Consider the following 20,150-nt stretch of genomic DNA (forward strand, 5'->3'; position numbering starts at 1 on the left):
TTCAGGCTAGCCCTGGGCAGCGATGTCGAGGGTTTAATCTAATTTAAGGAGGCTGTGCTGAATCGTGGCCAAAATCATGGACAGACTTTTGCTGTTTATCTACAGCTTAAGTATCGGTGTTATATCCGTAGTTGCCATCCTCCTGTTGAGTGGCGCTGTTCCTTACGAATTAACGAATGTTCAGGAACAACGCCTTTTCTGGGCTGGAATTATCGTAGCTGCGGTTTTGTTTTTACTGAGCATCCGTTTTTTCTACATCTCCGTCAGGCGCGATCGCTCGAACCTGAACTCCATCGATCAGCGAACGGAATTCGGCGATATCCAAATCTCCGTGGAGACGATCGAGAATCTCTGCTTGAAGGCGGCTTCGCGCGTCCGCGGAGTGAAGGATCTGAAATCGCGGATCAAGGTATCCCAGTCGGGTCTTGATATTGCGATTCGCGCCGTGGTTGATGGCGAGGAATCCATTCCTACGCTGACTACCGAAGTGCAGAAGCAGGTGCACGACTTTGTTGAAGATACAACAGGAATACCCGTATCATCCGTATCCGTATATATTGCTAACGTGGTTCAGGCACCAAGCTTCAAGAGCCGCGTGGAATAGAGGTGAGCTTCCCAAATGCCTTGGAAAGAAATATGGGAGAGTCACAGAGGAAGAATTGCCGGGGTGGCCGGCGGGCTTGTGTGCGGACTGATTTATTTATTATCCGGTTTTTGGGATATGCTGTTCTTTGCATTAGTGGTATTTATCGGCTATATATTTGGCAAGCGCAAGGATCTGAACCAGGGCTCCATCTTCCACTTTCAGGAATGGGGACGCTGGCTTTCCGAGCGCTGGCGGCCGTTTAAATGAACCCTGTGATATGCTTTCTCCGGAAAAAATGCTGAGGACAGGTGTAGTGCGCCTTTTTTGCGGAGAGAGATATTCACAGGTTTTTTTTTTGGCGTTTAATTGTTGTCAAGTCTTGACGGCAAATGGATCATACTAATTAGAAAAATGGATTCGGCAGGGTCCACAGGAGGAACATAATGAAAAGACGTGTAGCTAGAGAGATTGTCGTTCAGAGCCTTTACCAGATGGAGATGAACGAAGTCGACAGCATGGAAGCCGTGTCGATGCTGCTCTCCGAAGCGGCCGAAGAGAATGAGACCGAGCGGGTCATTGGCGATGAGGTTCAAATGAAGGAATATGTGCTGCAGCTGGTCAACGGAACATGGGAATCCAAGGATTCGATTGATGAACTCCTCGCTCATTATTTGAAAGGCTGGCAGGTAAGCCGTCTTTCCCGCGTGGATCGTCAAATCCTGCGACTGGCCGTGTACGAGCTGACTTATCGCGATGACGTGCCCGGGAAAGTGGCGGTTAACGAAGCGATCGAACTGTCCAAGCATTTCGGAACCGAGGAATCGGGCAAGTTCGTCAACGGCGTACTGGGCCGGATGATTCAAGAGCTGGATCAAGTCAAGGTGAAGCTGCGTCAGTCCTAAACCTGCACGCATGTTCATGCCCAGCTTGAAACGTAATGATTCAATCATAATGGAGGAGAGATCAGGATGACAGAAGCAACGATTATTAGCGGAAAACAGATTTCGGAAGAAATTCGCAAGGGGATTGCGTTAGAAGTAGAACAATTGTCCAAGCAGAATGTACGTCCTGGTTTGGCTGTTGTACTTGTAGGAGATGATCCGGCTTCGCATGTCTACGTTCGCAACAAGGAGAAAGCGTGCCACGATCTGGGCTTTTATTCCGAGGTGCATCGTCTGCCCGCGGATTCCAGCCAGAACGAAGTGCTCGCGCTTGTGGACAAGCTCAATGCCCAGGAATCCATCCATGGGATCCTGGTCCAGCTACCTTTGCCTAAACACATCGAGGAAAAGGCCGTCATCGATGCGATTGCGGTGGAGAAGGACGTGGATGGTTTCCACCCGGTTAATGTGGGTAACCTCGTAATAGGCGATGACAGTCTCCTGCCATGCACGCCGGCCGGCGTGATTGAAATGATCAAGCGGACAGGCATTGAGATTGCAGGCAAACATGCGGTCGTGATCGGGAGATCCAATATCGTCGGAAAACCGGTATCTCTTCTTCTTCAGCGCGAGAACGCGACCGTTACGATGTGCCACTCCAAAACGGGGAATATGGCGGAAATCGCGCGTCAAGCGGACATCCTGGTCGTGGCGATCGGCCGAGCGAACATGATTGATGCCAGCTACGTGAAACCCGGTGCCGTCGTTATCGATGTCGGCATGAACCGCCTGGAGAACGGAAAGCTTGCCGGGGACGTTGACTTTGAGAGCGTGAAGGCAGTGTCCGGCCCGATTACTCCGGTTCCCGGAGGTGTGGGACCGATGACCATCACGATGCTCATGCAGAATACACTGATAGCCGCCAAAAGGCTGAATGGGCTGGCCTGACATGAAGACGGTCGATCCAGGACGAGTATTATCCGTTAAGGATTTAAACCGATATATTCGCATGAAGATGGAAGGCGACTCCAGGCTATCCGACGTATGGATCCGTGGCGAGATATCGAATTTTACCCATCATTCCAGCGGACATATGTATTTTACCTTAAAGGATGAAGGCAGCCGGATCCGTGCGATCATGTTTGCGACTCATAACCAGAGGCTGCCTTTTATCCCCAAGGAAGGGTCGCGAGTCATAGCGCGGGGCAATGTGTCGGTTTATGAACGGGATGGTCAGTACCAATTCTATGCCGTCCAAATGCAGCCGGACGGCATCGGCAGCTTGTACCTCGCTTATGAACAGCTGAAGTCGAAGCTGGAGGAAGAGGGCTTGTTTGCTGCCGATCGCAAGCGGCCGCTGCCGCGCTATCCCAAGACGATCGGCGTGATCACGTCGCCAACGGGGGCTGCCGTGCGGGATATCATGATTACGATCCGGAGGCGCTATCCTCAGGCGAATGCCATTTTGTATCCGGTGCTGGTTCAAGGCAAAGGGGCTGCCCCTTCGATCGTCAAGGCCATTCGGACGATGAACGACATGGCAGAGGCTGATGTGCTAATCGTTGGGCGCGGAGGCGGATCACTGGAAGAACTCTGGGCGTTTAATGAAGAGATCGTTGCAAGGGCCATTTATCAATCCCATATTCCAATCGTTTCAGCCGTCGGGCATGAAACGGATTTTACGATCGCCGATTTTGTCGCGGATCTTCGAGCCGCCACGCCAACGGCCGCAGCGGAACTTGCGGTTCCGAGCAGCGCAGAACTGAGAGGGCAGCTTGACCAAAGACAGCGCCAGCTGAATCAGGGGCTACAGCAGCGCCTTCAGCGGAGCCGGGAACGTTTGATATCGCTTCAGCGATCCCCGGTCCTGGTACATCCCCGTCGGTATATGCTTCAGCATGCCGAACGGCTGGACATGCTGTCCCAGCGGCTGCAGGGCCACCTGAAATCCAGGCTTTCCCTGGTCCGCCAGCATCAAAAATCGCTGCACCAGGGCCTGATCCGATATAATCCGCGGACTCAAGCGGAGTTCGCCGCCAAAAGGAAAGAGCAGGCCAACCGGCAGTTAATGAATGCGATGCAGTCGATCATGAAGTCCAAGATGTCGCAGCTGCAAACCGAGATGCGACATCTCGATGCGCTCAGCCCGTTGAAGATCATGTCGAGAGGATACAGTCTCGTGTATGACGAGAAAGAGCAAAAGCTTGTCAAATCGATAGAAGACGTGCAATTAGGTGATTTGGTGAACGTAAGGGTCAACGATGGACAGCTGCAATGTCAAGTGTGGGGAATGAAGGAGGATGAAGAGATTGGCGAATGAAACACTGGAGATCAGCTTCGAAGAAGCGATGGCTCAGCTGGAGACGATCGTTGAGCAGCTGGAAGACGGAGATGTGCCGCTTGAAAAAGCCATCGATTTATTTCAACAAGGCATGAAACTGTCGCAGATGTGCAGCAAAAAGCTGGAGCAGGTCGAGCAGAAAATCGAAATGATCGTGGAAGAAGGCGGAGAATTGAAGCGGAAGCCATTCGGCGGGACGCTGGATGAGACAGGTGAACTGGGTGAATAACAGACTTACGATCCATCAATATATGAATGAAATTTGTGACAGGCTGGACAGCGAGTTCACGAATCTTTTTCCGTCAGGCTGGAAAGTTCCTGAAACCCTTTCGCGGTCCATGTCGTATTCTTTAATGGCAGGCGGCAAGCGAATGCGTCCGCTGCTTGTCATTGCGGCATGCGAGGCGGGCGGCGGCAGCCGTGAAGCAGCCGTTCCGGTTGCCTGCGCGGTGGAAATGGTCCATACATATTCCCTTATCCACGATGATCTGCCGGCGATGGACGATGATGATTACCGCCGCGGCAAGCCGACGAATCATAAGGTGTTTGGCGAGGCCAGCGCCATTTTGGCGGGGGATGCCTTGCTCACGCATGCTTTTTACAGCGTCATCCAGGCTGCCAGAAAGCATGGGGTTCCAGCAGAGCGCGTGCTGTCGATCGTGGAGGATCTTGCGGAGTATGCAGGTCCGCGGGGGATGGTAGGCGGTCAGGTTGCCGACATGGAGGGGGAGCAAGGGATCACGACGTTAGAGCAGCTTGAGTATATTCACCTGCACAAGACCAGTGATCTAATCATGTTCTCGCTGATGGCGGGCGGACATGTTGCCGGGTGCTCCGACTCCCAGATCGAATCCTTGCGTACCTTCGGGCATCATATCGGCCTTGCTTTTCAGATTCAAGATGATATCCTGGATCTCGTCGGGGATGAGTCCAAGCTCGGGAAGCCGGTACAAAGCGATGTGAAGCAGGAAAAGGTGACTTATCCGTACTTCATCGGTTTGGACGCATCGAGGCATGAAGTCGAGCGACTGACAGCAGAAGCCAAGCGGGTCATTTCCGAAGGGAACTTCGCCGACCCTACAAGGCTGCTGGAGATCGCGGATTTCTTGATGGCCCGGGACCACTGAGCGCGCGCTACATGCAAACGGTTTTTTTGTGATATAATGTCTGTTAATGGCTGAATTACTATCGGCTTAGTAACGTAAACTTAATCAAGGAAAGCGGGGAGATTCTTCGTGCTTCTTCCAAATATCAAACAACCAGAACAACTTAAAAATCTATCGGTGGACGAACTCGAGGATTTAGCGGGACAAATCCGTCATTTTCTAATCGAAAAGCTGTCCGTTACCGGTGGCCATCTTGCACCGAATCTGGGAGTGGTTGAACTCACGCTGGCCTTGCACTATTGCTTTGACAGCCCTCGTGACAAGATGATTTTCGATGTGGGCCATCAAGCCTATGTACACAAGATCTTGACCGGACGGATGGATAAATTCGATACGCTCCGCAAATACAAAGGCTTGTGCGGCTTCGTCAAGCGGTCCGAGAGCGAGCATGATGTCTGGGAAGCCGGTCACAGCAGCACCTCGCTGTCTGCCGCAATGGGCATGGCCATGGCCCGGGATCTGAAAGGCGAAGACAATCGGGTTATCGCCATGATCGGAGACGGAGCCCTTACAGGCGGCATGGCGTTTGAAGCGCTAAACCATATCGGCCACGAGCAGAAGAAGCTCATGGTCATCCTGAATGACAATGAAATGTCGATCGCACCGAATGTCGGTGCTATGCATAACTACTTAAGCAAGATTCGTTCGGACCGTTTTTATCTTCGTGCCAAAGACGAAGTGGAGATGGTCTTGAAGAAAATCCCTGCCATCGGCGGCAAACTCGCGAAGACGGCAGAGAAGATGAAGGACAGCCTTAAATATATGATGGTTCCGGGTGTTTTATTCGAGGAACTTGGTTTTACGTATCTCGGGCCTGTGGACGGACATGATCTGAACAAACTGATCGATACATTGAAGCAGGCGGACAATGTGGATGGTCCCGTGCTGATCCATGCCGTAACAACCAAGGGCAAGGGATATCGTCCAGCCGAATCGGATTCGCATAAATGGCACGGAATCACCCCTTATAAGATTGAATCCGGCCAAGTGCTTAAGGCAGTAGGCAATCCGATGTACACGGAAGTGTTCGGACAGACTTTGGTCGAGCTGGGGGAACAGGATAAACGCATCGTCGCCGTTACGCCGGCGATGCCGGGCGGCTCGGGCCTGATCCCGTTCAGCAAGAAATTTCCGGACCGCATGATCGATGTCGGGATTGCCGAGCAGCACGCGGCAACGCTGTGCGCGGCTCTGGCCATGGAAGGCATGAAACCCGTGTTCGCGGTCTATTCCACGTTCATGCAGCGTGCGTACGACCAAATCGTGCATGATATTTGCCGCCATAACGCCAACGTGATGTTTGCGATTGACCGTGCCGGCTTTGTGGGTGCAGACGGCGAAACGCATCAAGGGGTATACGATGTGGCCTTCATGCGTCATATCCCGAATATCGTCATCATGATGCCAAAAGACGAGAATGAGCTTCGTCACATGATGAAGACGGCGCTTGATTATAATGAAGGACCGATTGCTTACCGTTACCCTCGGAACAATGTGCGCGGCGTTCCGATGGACACTGAGCTGGTGCCCATTCCAATCGGAACCTGGGAAGTCGTCCGTCCCGGCGAAGGGTATGCCATCCTGGCTTCTGGTCCGATGGTTCAGCTGGCCGAAGAAGCAGCGGAGCAGCTCAAGCGGGAAGGCATTGCGGTAGAAGTCGTGAATGCCCGTTTCCTTAAACCGCTTGACGGAGATATGCTGGCGAATTTGGCGAAGACGGGAACGTCGATGCTGGTTCTGGAGGAAACCTCGCAAGCAGGCAGTTTGGGGAGCGCGGTTCTGGAATATTTTGCAGAGCAGGGAATCCATGATGCGGTCGTATCCTTGATGGGGATCGAAGACCGGTTCATCGAGCATGGAAGCATTCCGCAGCAGCGGGAGGAAGTAGGTCTCACGCTGGAAGGGGTTTGCCAGGAAATCCGGAGCCTGAAGAATGCCCGGACCGCCGTACTCGGCAAAAGAAGTTTTATGTCTTAGTAACGATCGGGAGTATAATATGGATTCATCTCAGAAGGAACGAATTGATGTCCTGCTCGTGGAGCAGGGTTATTATGAGAGTCGCGAAAAAGCAAAAGCCGCGATTATGGCGGGTCTGGTCTATGCCGGAACCGAACGGATCGAGAAACCCGGCATGAAAATTCCGAGGACGTCCGAATTGAAGGTCAAGGGCTCGATTCATCCTTATGTCAGCCGAGGTGGACTAAAGCTGGAGAAAGCGATTCGTACGTTCGGCCTCGACATGAAGGGACGCACGATGCTGGATATCGGATCATCGACAGGCGGTTTTACGGATTGCGCGCTTCAGCATGGGGCTAGTTATGTGTACGCGATCGACGTTGGTTATAACCAGCTGGATTGGTCGCTGCGTAACGATGAACGCGTATGCGTCATGGAGCGAACGAATTTTCGCTATATGACGCCGGATGACCTGAACGGTCCTCTGCCTGATTTTGCGAGCATCGATGTTTCGTTTATATCGCTTCGCATTATACTGCCGCCTCTCAAGTTGCTGCTGGGTAAACCGGGAGATGTAGCCGCCCTGATCAAACCTCAATTTGAGGCGGGGCGGGAGAAGGTCGGTAAATCCGGGGTGGTTCGGGATCCGAAGGTCCATAAGGACGTTTTAACGCAGGTGCTGACTTTTGCGGACGGCCTTGGATTCAAGCTGAAAAACCTTACGTTCTCTCCGATAACGGGAGGGGAAGGAAATATTGAATTCCTGGCCCACTGGCGATTAGAGCCGGAGGCATCTGAAAGCTCGGAAGAACCGACTCAGGAAGATGGACAAACTTCTGTCCCATTGAGTCAATGGATTGACACCGTCGTCACGCAAGCGGCTCATACATTCACAGGAAACTCATCGAAATGATGGGTTTCTTTTGCTGAAAAAGAGGAATTTATGTTCTCATCCGCGAATACAAAATTCGAGGTGAGAGGATGAATGAGCGTTATGATTGGTTATTAATGATATTGCTTGGTGTCGTCATTGCCTTGCTTATCGGCTATAGGCTGAATCGTTGGCTGATGTCACCATCACCGGACCGGCTGCCGGGCATCCCGATCAATGAGCACATTCCAGATCACCCAGTCATTGGGATGCTTGAACAAGAAGGATATGATGTGGTTGGGGGTAAAGTAAAAATAAACTTGTCGTTTGAAACGGGACATAAGCCCATCTTAAGTCGGTTGTTTATAGATTACGTTGCATCCGACGACAGCGGCGAACTGTACATGGTGAAGCTGGCGCGGGAACGAATGCCGGTGGATTGGACAGGCTCCGGCATTCGCGATCGGTTGATGCCGTTTTTGCTGCTGTATCCCGAGTGTGCGGGCCTCCTCTACATCGACGTGAATGAGGGGACTATTAACCGTTTAAGCATGGATTGGACGGACGAAGAATGGATTGGTCATGATGAATACAACAGTTAATACTCAGGAGGCTCTTTATGAAGGGACAACGCCATATTAAAATCAGGGATATCATTACCCACCAGGATATTGAAACGCAGGATGAGCTTGTGGACGCATTGCGCGCGGAAGGCTTTCAGGTTACTCAGGCTACGATATCACGGGATATCAAAGAATTGCTGCTCATAAAAGTGCCTACAGATGACGGGCGATATAAATACTCCATGCCGACAGATCAGCGGTACAACCCTGTTCAGAAGCTCAAAAGAGCGCTCGTCGACAATTTTGTTTACATTGACCGAACCGGCAATCTTGTGGTCATGAAATGCTTGCCCGGAACAGCCAACTCGGTTGCCGTGCTGCTCGATAACATGGAATGGTCACAGATCATGGGGACCATCTGCGGGGATGACACGATCTTGCTGATTTGCCGTACGGAAGCAGACGGCGAACATGTGGTGTCCCAAATCAAAAATTTCATTTCCTGATCAGGTGTAGAGACATATCGATCATTTTTTTAGCAGTAGCGGAGGTGGTAAACATGTTAAACACGCTATCCATTCGGAACTTGGCTGTTGTAGAAAGCGTGGATGTGCACTTTTATCCCGGATTTCACGTACTGACAGGGGAAACCGGGGCCGGTAAGTCCATCATCATTGATGCGCTGGGTTTAATTGCCGGCGGCCGCGGCTCGGCTGAGCTGATTCGGTACGGGTGCGACAAAGCGGAGATCGAGGCGCTGTTTGAGCTGCCTGCGGAGCATCCGGTATGGAGTACGCTCAAGAAGCTGGGGGTTGAAGCGGATCCGGAAGAGCACTTGCTAATTCGAAGAGAGCTGACGTCTCAAGGTAAAAGCACGTCGCGTATTAACGGACAGCTGCTGAACCTCAGCATGCTGCGTGAAGTCGGGGAAAAGCTGATTAATATCCATGGACAGCATGAGCATCAAAGCCTGCTGCGTTCAGAGCAGCATATGAGCCTGCTGGACACTTACGGAGATAAGACCATAGGGCCTGCCAAGCGCAAATACCAGGAGCTGTACGGCGAATTCAGCAAAGTGGAGAAAGAGCTTAAGGACCTGCAGGAAACCAGCCAGAAAGCATATCAAATGCTGGATATGTACCGTTTCCAGCTCGAGGAAATCGCGGCTGCCGGGCTGAAAACCGGCGAAGACGAGGCATTGTCCGAAGAAAGAACCAAACTCTCCCACAGCGAGAAGATGATGGATTCCGTAGCGGGAGCCTATGACCTGTTGTACGGATCATCGGGCCTTGAGTCCGTCAGCAGGGCTTTGTCCAGACTTGAGGATGTATCCGGATACGATGAGAAGGGATTAAAGCCGCTTGTCGAGCAGCTTCAATCCGCTTATTATCAGCTTGAGGATGCGGTCTTCCAGTTAAGGGATTATCGTGACGGCATCGAATTCAATCCCGAACGGCTCAATGAAATTGAGCTCCGTCTAGATATGATCTCCGGTTTGCGCCGAAAATATGGGGATAATGTGGAGCAAATTCTGGAATACTACGTGAGAATTCAGCAGGAAACCGATATGCTGGAGAATAAGGACGAATTTATTCAAGCGTTGGAACATCGCCGTGACGAGTTGTTAAGCGTGCTGCTCGTAAGCGCGAAAGAGCTGAGTCATGCCCGCAAGCAATGCGCGCAAGACTTGGCTAGGCAAGTCGAGGGGGAACTGAAGGATCTTCAAATGGAACGCACCTCGCTGGAAGTCCGCCTGGAATTGCAGCTGGATCCGAACGGCTACGAGTATGAAGGCCAAAAAGTCCGGTTGACGAGACAAGGCATGGATACGGCGGAATTTCTCATCTCCGCGAATCCGGGCGAGCCACTCCGTCCGCTTGCCAAAATTGCTTCGGGTGGGGAAATGTCCAGAATTATGCTGGCGATGAAGAGTATATTTGCCCGTCATGATCAAATACCGGTCTTAATCTTTGATGAAGTCGACACGGGTGTCAGCGGAAGGGCTGCCCAATCGATTGCTGAGAAGCTGTTTTTGCTGGCCAAAACCTGTCAGGTATTCTCCATTACGCATTTGCCGCAGGTGGCTTGCATGGCGGATCATCAATATTTAATCGAGAAGAAGCTTGAAGCCTCCAGAACGATGACGCAAGTAGAAAACCTGAATGAAGAAGGGCGTGTAAAAGAGCTTGCCCGGATGCTTGGCGGAGTCGAAATTACCGAAAAGACGCTTCATCATGCCCAAGAAATGCTCAATCTGGCGGCAGCGCAAAAGGCTTCCAGAAAGGCTTTGGGTCAATGATTGACAGTTATAAAACCATAAGGGCAGGGTAACTTAAAGGTACGCAATTGGCGACCACCTTTTCGTCAAGCGAAAGAAGAAAAAGGGAGCGTGACAGCCATTGAAGCCCAACCTCAGGAGAAAACTGCTCGGTTTCGTTCTTGCTTTCCTTCTTTGTTTCATTGGAACTGCTGATCCTGTCCAATCTTTTGCCTCATTGCCCGATGAACTGAGATTGATTACCGGTCAGCAGTCCCGACTTGATGTTGCCATGCCTGTGCAAGCCCTCGCTTCAGTTGATCGACCGGATGTCCTGCAGCTAAACGGCTCCCGGGAATCGAAACTTCAAGTATCGTTGAAACAGCCGCTGCAGCTCAATCCCCAGCAAAGCGGAAACGCAGAAGTGACCCTGAAATTATTCGGTACAATTCCTCTGAAGACTGTCCATGTCAAAGTGATGCCGGAACTTAAAGTCATACCGGGAGGTCAAACCATAGGCGTCAAAGTGAAATCCTCCGGTATACTGGTGGTTGGACATCATCTGGTACGGGTTCAAAACGGGGCCAAAGTGTCTCCCGGCGAAGCTGCCGGCCTAAAGCTTGGCGACCTGCTTACAACGATGGATGGAAAGCCGCTTAACGATGTCACGAAGGTTGCCGAGATCGTCGAGAAGGCCGGTAAAGCGAATCGGCCGCTGGACATATCCTTTAAACGGGACGGCAAGGTAATGAAAACAAAGCTGAGTCCCGCTTATGACCAAGAGGATCAAAGCTGGCGCCTTGGCCTGTATATCCGTGATTCCGCAGCAGGCGTAGGGACGCTTACCTTTTATGCGCCTCACCAGAAGGTCTACGGAGCGCTCGGTCATGTCATCACCGACATGAATACTCAGACCCCCATTGATGTTGGAAGCGGCCAGATCGTTCAATCCAACGTCACCTCGATTAGCCGTAGCGAAGAAGGCGAGCCCGGAGAGAAAAGGGCAACCTTCACAAAAGACGGCAAGATTTTAGGCAATGTCGAACGCAATACCCATTTCGGCATTTTCGGTAAAATGAATCAGCTTCCGGATCACGGACTGTATCAGGAGCCGATTCCCGTTGCTTTTTCCCATGAGGTGAAGGAAGGTCCCGCTGAAATATTAACCGTCGTTGAAGGCCAGGAAGTCGAACGCTTTACGGTGGAGATCGTTCACGTCTCCAAACAGGACGCTCCAGCGACCAAAGGAATGGTGCTGCGCATTACCGATCCAAGACTGCTTAAGAAAACCGGCGGGATCGTGCAGGGCATGAGCGGCAGTCCCATCGTTCAGGACGGTAAGCTGATTGGAGCGGTAACCCATGTGTTTGTAAACGACCCTAAGTCGGGATATGGGTGCTTTATCGAGTGGATGCTTCAAGATTCCGGCGTACTACAATCTACAGAATCAACACCTCAAAATCTTAAGGCAGGTTAATGCCTTGAGATTTTTTGTCGTAAAAGAACGAAATAGAGATTAATTTGAAACAAAATATTTAATTATAAATCAACTTCAAAAAAAAATAAAGAAAAATAATTTTCGACAGAAGGAATTTAAATAAGCATGTCGAAAACTTTATAAACAGAAAAATGTTCTAAAATAACAACTGATCTGATAAAGGAGGAGCACGAATTGCAAAAGATTGAGGTATTATTGGCAGACGACAACCGTGAATTTACAAACCTGCTCGGCGAATACATTTCGGATCAACAAGATATGGTGGTATCCGGAATCGCTTATAATGGCGAAGAAGTACTGAGCATGATTGAGGAATCCGGAAAAGTACCGGACGTACTGATCCTTGATATTATTATGCCTCATTTGGACGGGCTTGGGGTGCTCGAGCGTTTACGCGACATGAATCTGTCTCCGCAGCCGAAAGTCATTATGCTCACGGCGTTCGGCCAAGAGAATATTACGCAGCGCGCGGTGCAGTTGGGTGCTTCCTATTATATTTTAAAGCCGTTTGACATGGAGGTGCTCGCCAGCCGCATTCGACAGCTTGTGGGTTCGCCGAGCAGCATTTCCTCCGGCACTCCGTTTACAAGCATGAAATCCAATGTGGTTCCTATGGGCAAGGGCAAGAACTTGGACGCGAATATCACTTCCATTATCCATGAAATCGGCGTTCCGGCTCATATCAAGGGATATCAATATTTGCGCGAAGCCATTACCATGGTGTACAACAATATCGAAATTCTTGGCGCGATTACCAAAACGCTGTATCCGGCCATCGCTGAGAAGTTCAAAACAACGCCATCCCGAGTGGAGCGGGCGATCCGGCATGCCATTGAAGTGGCTTGGACGCGCGGTAACATCGATTCCATCAGCCACTTGTTCGGCTACACCATTAACATCAGCAAATCCAAGCCGACCAACAGCGAGTTCATTGCCATGGTGGCAGACAAGCTTCGGATCGAGCATAAGGTCTCTTGAAAGGGTAAGGACTAAGAGGAAGGGATTTAGGGACATGGACGATGCACACCTAAATGTCTACTTGAGCGATTTATTGAAATCACTCCTTTATTGGTTGCGGCTATCGTAACCTGTGAAGGAGTGATTTTATGTTTCAGGACGGAATTCATCAGCACAAACAACCAGCTGGATCAGCAGCTGGTTTGTTTTGTTTTACTAAGGTTACATCACCACCCGGTAATCTCCTTCCGGTGCTGCGTACCATCGATTTCCTCACAGATAATACATTTTGAACTGGATATCCTGGGCATGGTTTCCGAATTTCTTGCCGAATAACGTAGCGCCTCCAACATGCTTCGCGTCTTCCTTGACTTCGATACGAAAGGTCCAGCGATCACATGCCGAATTCAGGTCGTCCACGGAGACGGTTGAGAGAGGATCGCCATCGATATACGTGCCGTGGCTGGTAATCCGAATCGTTTTCAGCAGACCGTATTGGTTGATGTTGTGCGGCCACCATTCAGGCGTATATTTCCCCCGCGTATCCGCAAAATCCCCTGGGCTCGTCCACGTGCCGAGCTCCATTCCGTTCAAGGAAAACGTAATGTCCGATGGCCACACATCATTGGAAAAAGGAAACTCGGACGATATCTCCAAACTGATTTCGAATTGCTGCAGCTTCTCATCCTTTTGCAGAAAGTTGGCGATGTTGTATTGGATGAACCCCTCGGTAAACCACAGGATTTCCGCATCCACGCGCTTGGGATCCATAAAGTACTTGGGTTCGTCAACCCGTCCGATGAACTCCTTCTCGGTAGCAAGGCCGCACGTAGGCTTCAGGTCATAGTCGGTGTAATGCCCGATCGGCACCGAGGCTTCATAAGAAGCAAAGGAATGGAAGATCTTTTTGGGGAAGTTGATTTCAATGTGATCCACCTTCAGGATCGAAATTTTCTGCTGCCCCGATTTTCCCGGCACCTTCTCTGTCCGGATAATGCCGGCATCTTCAAGTTTTTTAATATGCTTTGTCACGATCGGACTGCTGATTTGAAGCTCCTGCGCCAAATCTTTGATGTTCATTTTGTTTTTGGAGAGCAGCTGAATAATCTTGATGCGAACTTCGCTGGCCAAAGCCTCGTAAACCACAAGCGATGACTTGTCTATTTCCAATTGCATATGACCACTTCTTTCAACAAGTTTTTCAATTATTAACTAATATGCATCATAACACAATCATTATTAACCTGTACATAAATCTTAGCAATTAAACACACGTTTTTTCAACAATATAATTAACCAAAAAGTTAATCAAGTATAAAAATTATAACTAAGATTTATGTATAAGTTATTGACACCGCTTTCAGTGCGAGTGTATACTGAACCAAAGTTAATCGTTTTCATGATTCTGGCCGGTGAATGATTAACCAAATGATTAGTAATAGGAGGAGAGTTTGTTGAAGAAAAAAATGGGGGTTTCACTGATACTTGCATTGTTAGCGGTAGCGGTACTGGGAGGTTGCGGTAACAGCGACAAGAACACCATTACCTTCTGGACGCCATTGACGGGTGATGACGGGGCTTACATGGATCAGCTCGTTAAGGATTACAATGCCACCAATCCCGAGTATAAAGTGAAGCATGTCATCACTTCGGACATGTATACGAAGATATCCACCGTTCTTAATTCCGGCAAAGGCGTTCCCGATCTTTCCATCATCCACGCGGACCGCGTTCCAAGCTTCGTTAAGCAGGGTGTGTTGGAGCCGATGACGGCGGTCATGCAAGCGCAGCCGGAATTGAAAGAGGACAATTATCTGCCGCAGGCCTGGGCAACCGGAAACGTGGAAGGCACCCAATATACGGTACCGCTTGATATCCACAGCAACGCGATGTACTACAACAAAAATCTGCTCAAGAAATACAATGTTGAAAGTTTCCTGGATGACGATGTCGTGACCATCGATGAAATGTTGTCGCTGCAAGGCAAGCTGGATGAAGGCGATTACGTGGTCAATGACGCGCTGTTGGGCTGGGTTGTGTTGGCTCAAATACAGAATCTGGGCGGAGACATCCAGCAAGACGGCAAACCTGCAGTCAATACGGAAGCCATGAAGCAGGCATTTACGGAGATTAAGAAAATAGCCGATGCGGGTTTAATGACACCATTTGGCGAAGACGGCTACCTGATGTTCCAAGCTGGAAACGTTTTATTCTCGACAGACGGCACATGGAGCTCGACGGCCCATGCCACGGTTGACGGCCTGGACTTTGGCGTAACCAACATTTATTCGACGAGTGCGGATACATATACAAACCGAGCATCCTCCCACCTGTTCTCCATGCTGAAGAACGAGAAGAGAACGGATGAAAAAGAGCAGGCCATCGGCCAGTTCCTGGAGTTCATTCGCCAACACTCGATCGAGTGGGCAAAAGCGGGTCAGATCGTAGCGAGTAAACAAGTCATTGAGAGTCCGGACTACAACAACTATATTCAATCATTCTTCACGTCCAATGAAAAAGAAATTGAATCCTTGTACATTTACACTTACGAGTACTATCCATATGTTGCCGAGGCTGTAGATACATATGCAGCGGATATTGTGCGGGGCAACGTCGATATCGACGAAACCCTGGCGACGATGCAGAAGTTCGTAGAGGATAAAATCGCAGAAGGCAACAGTGCCGCAAAGTAAATGAAGGCAGAGCCGATTGAAAAAAAGAAAAGCGTCCAAACCTCATGACGCTTTTCTTTTCCAAAGGAGAAATGAAAGGGTATGAAAAAGAAGTCGCTGACACCTTATTTCTTTGTAGGTCCTCATCTGATTCTATTCATCGTGTTTATTCTATTACCGACCCTATACGGGATCTATGCTTCGTTTACGCAATGGAATCTGATCAATGACCCGGTATGGGTTGGCCTGGCCAACTATAAAACGATTCTGTTTGATGCGGAGTCCACCTTCTATACCCAATTTATGAACGGATTAAAAAATACGTTGATCTTCGTAGTTTTGAGCGTACCGATATTAATCGTTATCCCGTTAATGATCGCGGTGTCGCTCGAACACAAAAAAGTGAAAATGAAAAACGTCATTCAATCCATTCTCTATATTCCCGGATTAATTTCGATCTCCGCAGCGGCACTGATCTGGTCATTGATTTTTAACAAGCAGCTTGGGATCACGAACAACGTCTTCGGCTCCGAAACGGTCTGGGCAGCCAACCAGCCTTATGCCTGGCTGATCATTATTGTCATTACGGTTTGGGGCGGAGTCGGTGGAAACATGATCATCTACCGGGCTTCCATCAGCGGAGTATCCAAGGATTTGTACGAGTCGGCCGAGATGGACGGAGCGGGGCCCGTCCGCAGATTTTCGAGCATTACGCTGCCCTCCATTCGTTTCCCGCTGATTTATACCTTTGTCATGACGACCGCCGGAGCTTTCAACGTATTCGGTCAGCCATTAATGATGACGGACGGAGGACCCAGACAGAGCACGACGGTATTGATGATGTATATTCGCCAGCTGGCCTTCGGCCACGGGGAATCCATTGCCGGCATGGCATCCGCGATGGCGGTGCTGCTCGGACTGGTCATTCTGGTCATTTCAGCCCTTCAATATTATGTGATGAACCGAAACGCGTCCTAGCGGCATGTTCTGCCTGCAAACGACGGAAACGATAAAAGGTAGGTGTACTGTGCAATGTCGAACCCGGTAGTACATGAAGCGAACGCGGATACTAAGCTTGCCCGCTCCGGTCCGAAGAAGGCTTCAACCAACATTAGCGTGTCCAAATATATGGCTTATACATTTCTCATCCTGTTGTGCGTGATATGGGCGATTCCGGTCATTTTTGGCATAACCACATCGTTCCGGTCCCAGGCGGAGGTCGTATCCAGCGGTTTCAGTCTGCTGCCCGACAACTGGATATTCGATAATTATGTCACGATCCTGCAAAATACGTCGACGGCCCCGATCCTGCGCTGGTTGATGAACTCCGTCTTTATCGCAACGATGCATACGCTGCTGGTGATCGTGGTCATTTCCATCACCGGCTACGGGTACTCCCGCATGAACTTTAAAGGAAGGGACACCTTGTTCTTTACTTTGCTGGGGATTTCCTTCTTTCCCGGAGTCGTGAACCTGATTCCGTCCTACAAAATCATAGATGCGCTGGGGTGGGTAAACACCTCATGGGCGATGATTATTCCAGGTTTGGCAGGCATGGGGAACATTTTCTTGGTCAGACAATTCATGATGGGCGTTCCCAAGGATCTGGACGAATCGGCACGCGTGGACGGCGCGGGTGACTTTAGAATCTATTATTCTATCATTTTGCCGCTGATGAAGCCTGTGTTGATTGTATGCGGCCTGTTTTCATTCACGGGTTCCTGGAATGATTTCCTCTGGCCGGTCATCGTGTATACCGACGTGGAGAAGATGCCGGTTACGGCAGGATTGCTGCTGCTGCAGGACATCTACGGCAATTATCGCATGATCGGACAATTGATGGGTTCCGCGATCCTGGCCATCATTCCGACGCTGCTGTTGTTCCTGTTTGCCCAGAAATATTTTGTGCAGTCGATCAACTTAAACGCGGGTATCAAAGGATAGTTTTTTGAAGAACGGAAATGAAGAGCAAGTAAACCGAAAGCTAACGAAGTCAAACTACAAGGTATAGGAGTCGTCACCATGACTGAATTATATATAAAAAATCCCCTGATCGAGCAGAGGGCAGATCCCTGGATTTATAAACATAGCGATGGTTTTTATTACTTTACCGGTTCCGTGCCGGAATATGACCGGATCGAGCTTAGACGCTCGGAAACGATCCAAGGGCTTGCGGATGCGGAAGGCCTAACGGTTTGGCGCAAGCATGATTCGGGTTTGATGAGCGCCAATATATGGGCGCCCGAGCTTCATCACATTGAGGGCAAATGGTACGTGTATTACGCAGCGGCCCATACGTCCGAAACGAGGGACGGGTTGTTTGATCACCGCATGTTCGTGCTGGAGAACGCTTCGGCGAACCCGCTGGAAGGGGAATGGGTGGAGAAGGGACAAGTGATCACGAAGTGGGAGTCTTTTGCACTGGACGCAACCACGTTTGAGCATAAGGGAAGGCGGTATTATGTATGGGCCCAGAAAGATCCAGCCATTCCGGGCAACTCGAATCTCTATATCTCCTTGATGGAAAATCCCTGGACCCTGACAGGGGAACAGGTTTGCATATCGGTTCCCGAATATGATTGGGAGAAGATCGGCTATCTGGTGAATGAAGGAGCCGCCGTCCTGAAGCGAAACGGCCGTATATTCATGACCTATTCGGCAAGCGCCACGGACCATAACTATGCGATGGGCCTGCTGACGGCCGATGAGGACAGCGATTTGCTGGATCCGGGCTCCTGGGTGAAATCACCCTTGCCCGTATTTACGACATCGGAAGCCAATGGCCAATACGGGCCGGGACACAACAGCTTCACGGTCTCCGAGGATGGCCTGCTAGACATCCTGGTCTACCATGCCCGTAGTTACAAGGAGATCGTGGGTGATCCGCTATATGATCCGAACCGCCATGCGCGCGTACAGATCATAAGATGGAATGAAGACGGTACGCCGAATTTCGGTGTGCCGAGAGCGGATCATGCAATGATATCCAAGTCATGACCTTGAAACCGACCCAGCTTAAATGCTGGGTCGGTTTTTTAAATTCCGAGGCAGGCGGCTGCATAATATTAAATAGGAGAAAAGAAGGAGTCTGCGATACGGATGGAGAAAAAAGGACAGGAAACCTGTTTGGATGGTTAAGGGTGTAGTAAGAATCGTTTTTATTAACGATATACTTATTTCCTGGTAGGGAGGAATTATAAATGGCAAAGATATTAGTATTGGGCGGAACCCGCTTTTTTGGCAAAAGGCTGGTTAACCGGCTGGTGGCTAACGGCGATGCCGTTACGATTTTGACGCGCGGACAACACCAGGATCCATTCGGGGGGGCCGTTTCGCGGCTTGCCGCGGATCGGAAAGATCCGGAGAGCTTAAAGCAGGCAGTGGGGAGCCAGGATTTTGATATCGTATATGATAATATATGTTATACGCCGGAAGAAGCGGGACAAGCAGCGGATTTATTTGCCGGACGTGTAGGACAATATGTGCTGACCTCCACGTTGTCGGTATATGATTTTGCGGATCATCCGGTGAGGGAAGAAGACTTTGATCCTTACAGATACCCGGTCATGATGAATGAAAGCAGGGACTACAGCTACAAGGAAGGCAAGCGCCAGGCGGAGGCGGTTTTGTTCGGTCGCCATAACCTCAATGTAACCGCCGTCCGGCTGCCGATTGTGCTTGGACCGGATGATTACACGCGAAGGCTGCTTTTCCATATTGAACATGCTGCGAGCGGGGAAGCCATTGGTTTGCCGGATCCCGACGCGCAAATCTCGTTTGTGCATGCCGAGGAAGCGGCAGAATTTCTGGAGTGGGCAGGCCAAGTCCAATTGGAAGGCCCGGTTAATGCATGTTCGAGCGGCACGATTTCGGTACGGGAAATGATGGGCTTGATCCAGCAGGAAATCGGAAGGACGGTTCCGCTCCAGTCATCGGCGGCACCGGATCACATGTCTCCGTTCGGCATTCCGGGAGATTGGACGATGGATCATGCCAAAGCGGCAGCCGCAGGCTTTAAATTTTGGGATCTGCACGACTGGATGCCAAAATTGATTGCCGAATTGTCCGCCGATTTGAAGGTTCGTTAATGATACGGGCGTAGGAAGCATGGGGTTGAAGACGGAGAATAGGGAATTGCCCTGAAAGGAAGATCAGCATGAGCGACAAGATGGAAGCATGGAAAGAGCGTATACAGGAGGCGGAATCCAAGGGAGGTTTACCTCCGGATGCCCTGACGTTAATCCATGCGATGTATGAAGAAATCGAAGCTTTAACGAGACAGAATGTCAATCTGCGGAGAACCGCCCTAAAAGCAGCCTCCAAAGAAAATAGAATGTCGAGTAAATTGAAGGATGCCCTCATGGAATAACGACTTGGGCCAAAACAAACAAACACCGGGGAG

21 protein-coding genes are annotated in these 20,150 nt (G+C 50.2%); 20 read left to right on the plus strand and 1 reads right to left on the minus strand.

Translation table 11 applies throughout. The features are described from left to right. Positions 1 to 64 precede the first annotated feature (64 nt). From amaP to spo0A, 14 genes are all read left to right on the plus strand, one after another. Entirely contained in the window at positions 65 to 604 is a 540-nt protein-coding gene (amaP, locus tag MHH82_RS10930) for an alkaline shock response membrane anchor protein AmaP (RefSeq protein WP_009591270.1), read from the plus strand. Between the two features lie 15 nt (positions 605 to 619). Beyond that, positions 620 to 853: a DUF2273 domain-containing protein gene (locus MHH82_RS10935; RefSeq protein WP_009591264.1), complete on the plus strand. Its 234-nt coding sequence runs from the start codon at positions 620 to 622 to the stop codon at positions 851 to 853. Between the two features lie 176 nt (positions 854 to 1,029). Continuing rightward, positions 1,030 to 1,488 (plus strand): transcription antitermination factor NusB, encoded by a 459-nt coding sequence (nusB, locus tag MHH82_RS10940; RefSeq protein WP_009591251.1) that lies wholly within the window; start codon positions 1,030 to 1,032, stop codon positions 1,486 to 1,488. 66 nt (positions 1,489 to 1,554) lie between these two features. After that, on the plus strand, positions 1,555 to 2,415 hold the full coding sequence (gene folD / locus MHH82_RS10945) for a bifunctional methylenetetrahydrofolate dehydrogenase/methenyltetrahydrofolate cyclohydrolase FolD (RefSeq protein WP_015734456.1): 861 nt from the start codon (positions 1,555 to 1,557) through the stop codon (positions 2,413 to 2,415). Between the two features lies 1 nt (position 2,416). Then, the gene (gene xseA, locus MHH82_RS10950) at positions 2,417 to 3,787 is read left to right on the plus strand and encodes an exodeoxyribonuclease VII large subunit (protein ID WP_340965639.1); all 1,371 of its coding nucleotides are present in this window, start codon (positions 2,417 to 2,419) and stop codon (positions 3,785 to 3,787) included. Then, positions 3,777 to 4,037 carry an exodeoxyribonuclease VII small subunit gene (gene xseB / locus MHH82_RS10955; protein WP_009591232.1) on the plus strand — a complete coding sequence of 87 codons (261 nt, stop codon included), beginning with the start codon at positions 3,777 to 3,779 and terminating at the stop codon, positions 4,035 to 4,037. Before xseA ends, xseB begins: the two co-directional genes overlap by 11 nt. Positions 4,038 to 4,059: 22 nt before the next feature. Then, positions 4,060 to 4,935 carry a polyprenyl synthetase family protein gene (locus tag MHH82_RS10960; protein WP_397359008.1) on the plus strand — a complete coding sequence of 292 codons (876 nt, stop codon included), beginning with the start codon at positions 4,060 to 4,062 and terminating at the stop codon, positions 4,933 to 4,935. A gap of 108 nt (positions 4,936 to 5,043) precedes the next feature. Then, positions 5,044 to 6,951, plus strand: coding sequence for a 1-deoxy-D-xylulose-5-phosphate synthase (dxs, locus tag MHH82_RS10965; protein WP_015734459.1), 1,908 nt, complete (start codon positions 5,044 to 5,046; stop codon positions 6,949 to 6,951). A 19-nt stretch (positions 6,952 to 6,970) separates the two neighbouring features. Continuing rightward, positions 6,971 to 7,843, plus strand: coding sequence for a TlyA family RNA methyltransferase (locus MHH82_RS10970; RefSeq protein WP_340965642.1), 873 nt, complete (start codon positions 6,971 to 6,973; stop codon positions 7,841 to 7,843). 68 nt (positions 7,844 to 7,911) lie between these two features. Next, positions 7,912 to 8,403, plus strand: coding sequence for a hypothetical protein (locus tag MHH82_RS10975; protein WP_015734461.1), 492 nt, complete (start codon positions 7,912 to 7,914; stop codon positions 8,401 to 8,403). A gap of 17 nt (positions 8,404 to 8,420) precedes the next feature. Further along, entirely contained in the window at positions 8,421 to 8,870 is a 450-nt protein-coding gene (ahrC, locus tag MHH82_RS10980) for a transcriptional regulator AhrC/ArgR (RefSeq protein ID WP_015734462.1), read from the plus strand. A gap of 53 nt (positions 8,871 to 8,923) precedes the next feature. After that, a complete protein-coding gene (gene recN / locus MHH82_RS10985; protein ID WP_340965644.1) occupies positions 8,924 to 10,663 on the plus strand; it encodes a DNA repair protein RecN in 1,740 nt (579 codons plus the stop codon). Between the two features lie 100 nt (positions 10,664 to 10,763). Continuing rightward, complete coding sequence (gene spoIVB, locus MHH82_RS10990) at positions 10,764 to 12,098, plus strand: SpoIVB peptidase (protein WP_015734464.1); 1,335 nt, start codon at positions 10,764 to 10,766, stop codon at positions 12,096 to 12,098. A gap of 195 nt (positions 12,099 to 12,293) precedes the next feature. Further along, positions 12,294 to 13,097 (plus strand): sporulation transcription factor Spo0A, encoded by an 804-nt coding sequence (gene spo0A / locus MHH82_RS10995; RefSeq protein WP_009591253.1) that lies wholly within the window; start codon positions 12,294 to 12,296, stop codon positions 13,095 to 13,097. Positions 13,098 to 13,349: 252 nt separating this feature from the next. Here the strand turns inward: spo0A and MHH82_RS11000 are convergent, their stop codons facing one another. Then, complete coding sequence (locus MHH82_RS11000) at positions 13,350 to 14,252, minus strand: ArsR/SmtB family transcription factor (protein WP_015734465.1); 903 nt, start codon at positions 14,250 to 14,252, stop codon at positions 13,350 to 13,352. A gap of 275 nt (positions 14,253 to 14,527) precedes the next feature. Here MHH82_RS11000 and MHH82_RS11005 point away from each other — a divergent pair, with 275 nt between their 5' ends. The 6 genes from MHH82_RS11005 (at position 14,528) to MHH82_RS11030 (ending at position 20,117) form a co-directional block, all read left to right on the plus strand. Beyond that, positions 14,528 to 15,769 (plus strand): extracellular solute-binding protein, encoded by a 1,242-nt coding sequence (locus tag MHH82_RS11005; protein ID WP_036665732.1) that lies wholly within the window; start codon positions 14,528 to 14,530, stop codon positions 15,767 to 15,769. A gap of 81 nt (positions 15,770 to 15,850) precedes the next feature. Next, positions 15,851 to 16,726, plus strand: a complete 876-nt coding sequence (locus tag MHH82_RS11010) for a carbohydrate ABC transporter permease (RefSeq protein WP_009591261.1) — start codon at positions 15,851 to 15,853, stop codon at positions 16,724 to 16,726. Positions 16,727 to 16,780: 54 nt separating this feature from the next. After that, complete coding sequence (locus tag MHH82_RS11015) at positions 16,781 to 17,692, plus strand: carbohydrate ABC transporter permease (protein WP_213577715.1); 912 nt, start codon at positions 16,781 to 16,783, stop codon at positions 17,690 to 17,692. Between the two features lie 78 nt (positions 17,693 to 17,770). Then, entirely contained in the window at positions 17,771 to 18,745 is a 975-nt protein-coding gene (locus MHH82_RS11020; RefSeq protein ID WP_251493889.1) for a glycoside hydrolase family 43 protein, read from the plus strand. A 203-nt stretch (positions 18,746 to 18,948) separates the two neighbouring features. After that, positions 18,949 to 19,836 carry an NAD-dependent epimerase/dehydratase family protein gene (locus MHH82_RS11025; RefSeq protein ID WP_251493891.1) on the plus strand — a complete coding sequence of 296 codons (888 nt, stop codon included), beginning with the start codon at positions 18,949 to 18,951 and terminating at the stop codon, positions 19,834 to 19,836. Between the two features lie 68 nt (positions 19,837 to 19,904). Then, a complete protein-coding gene (locus MHH82_RS11030) occupies positions 19,905 to 20,117 on the plus strand; it encodes a hypothetical protein (RefSeq protein ID WP_015734470.1) in 213 nt (70 codons plus the stop codon). Positions 20,118 to 20,150 lie beyond the last annotated feature (33 nt).

The sequence above is a fragment of the Bacillus sp. FSL K6-6540 genome (assembly GCF_038007545.1).

Bases quoted from the DNA above. Each gene is read 5' to 3' on its own strand.
- MHH82_RS10935 (WP_009591264.1), top strand. From the start codon at position 620: ATGCCTTGGAAAGAAATATGGGAGAGTCACAGAGGAAGAATTGCCGGG.
- nusB (WP_009591251.1), top strand. From the start codon at position 1,030: ATGAAAAGACGTGTAGCTAGAGAGATTGTCGTTCAGAGCCTTTACCAG.
- folD (WP_015734456.1), top strand. From the start codon at position 1,555: ATGACAGAAGCAACGATTATTAGCGGAAAACAGATTTCGGAAGAAATT.
- xseA (WP_340965639.1), top strand. From the start codon at position 2,417: ATGAAGACGGTCGATCCAGGACGAGTATTATCCGTTAAGGATTTAAAC.
- MHH82_RS10960 (WP_397359008.1), top strand. From the start codon at position 4,060: ATGAATGAAATTTGTGACAGGCTGGACAGCGAGTTCACGAATCTTTTT.
- MHH82_RS10970 (WP_340965642.1), top strand. From the start codon at position 6,971: ATGGATTCATCTCAGAAGGAACGAATTGATGTCCTGCTCGTGGAGCAG.
- MHH82_RS10975 (WP_015734461.1), top strand. From the start codon at position 7,912: ATGAATGAGCGTTATGATTGGTTATTAATGATATTGCTTGGTGTCGTC.
- ahrC (WP_015734462.1), top strand. From the start codon at position 8,421: ATGAAGGGACAACGCCATATTAAAATCAGGGATATCATTACCCACCAG.
- recN (WP_340965644.1), top strand. From the start codon at position 8,924: ATGTTAAACACGCTATCCATTCGGAACTTGGCTGTTGTAGAAAGCGTG.
- MHH82_RS11000 (WP_015734465.1), bottom strand. From the start codon at position 14,252: ATGCAATTGGAAATAGACAAGTCATCGCTTGTGGTTTACGAGGCTTTG.
- MHH82_RS11010 (WP_009591261.1), top strand. From the start codon at position 15,851: ATGAAAAAGAAGTCGCTGACACCTTATTTCTTTGTAGGTCCTCATCTG.
- MHH82_RS11015 (WP_213577715.1), top strand. From the start codon at position 16,781: ATGTCGAACCCGGTAGTACATGAAGCGAACGCGGATACTAAGCTTGCC.
- MHH82_RS11020 (WP_251493889.1), top strand. From the start codon at position 17,771: ATGACTGAATTATATATAAAAAATCCCCTGATCGAGCAGAGGGCAGAT.
- MHH82_RS11025 (WP_251493891.1), top strand. From the start codon at position 18,949: ATGGCAAAGATATTAGTATTGGGCGGAACCCGCTTTTTTGGCAAAAGG.
- MHH82_RS11030 (WP_015734470.1), top strand. From the start codon at position 19,905: ATGAGCGACAAGATGGAAGCATGGAAAGAGCGTATACAGGAGGCGGAA.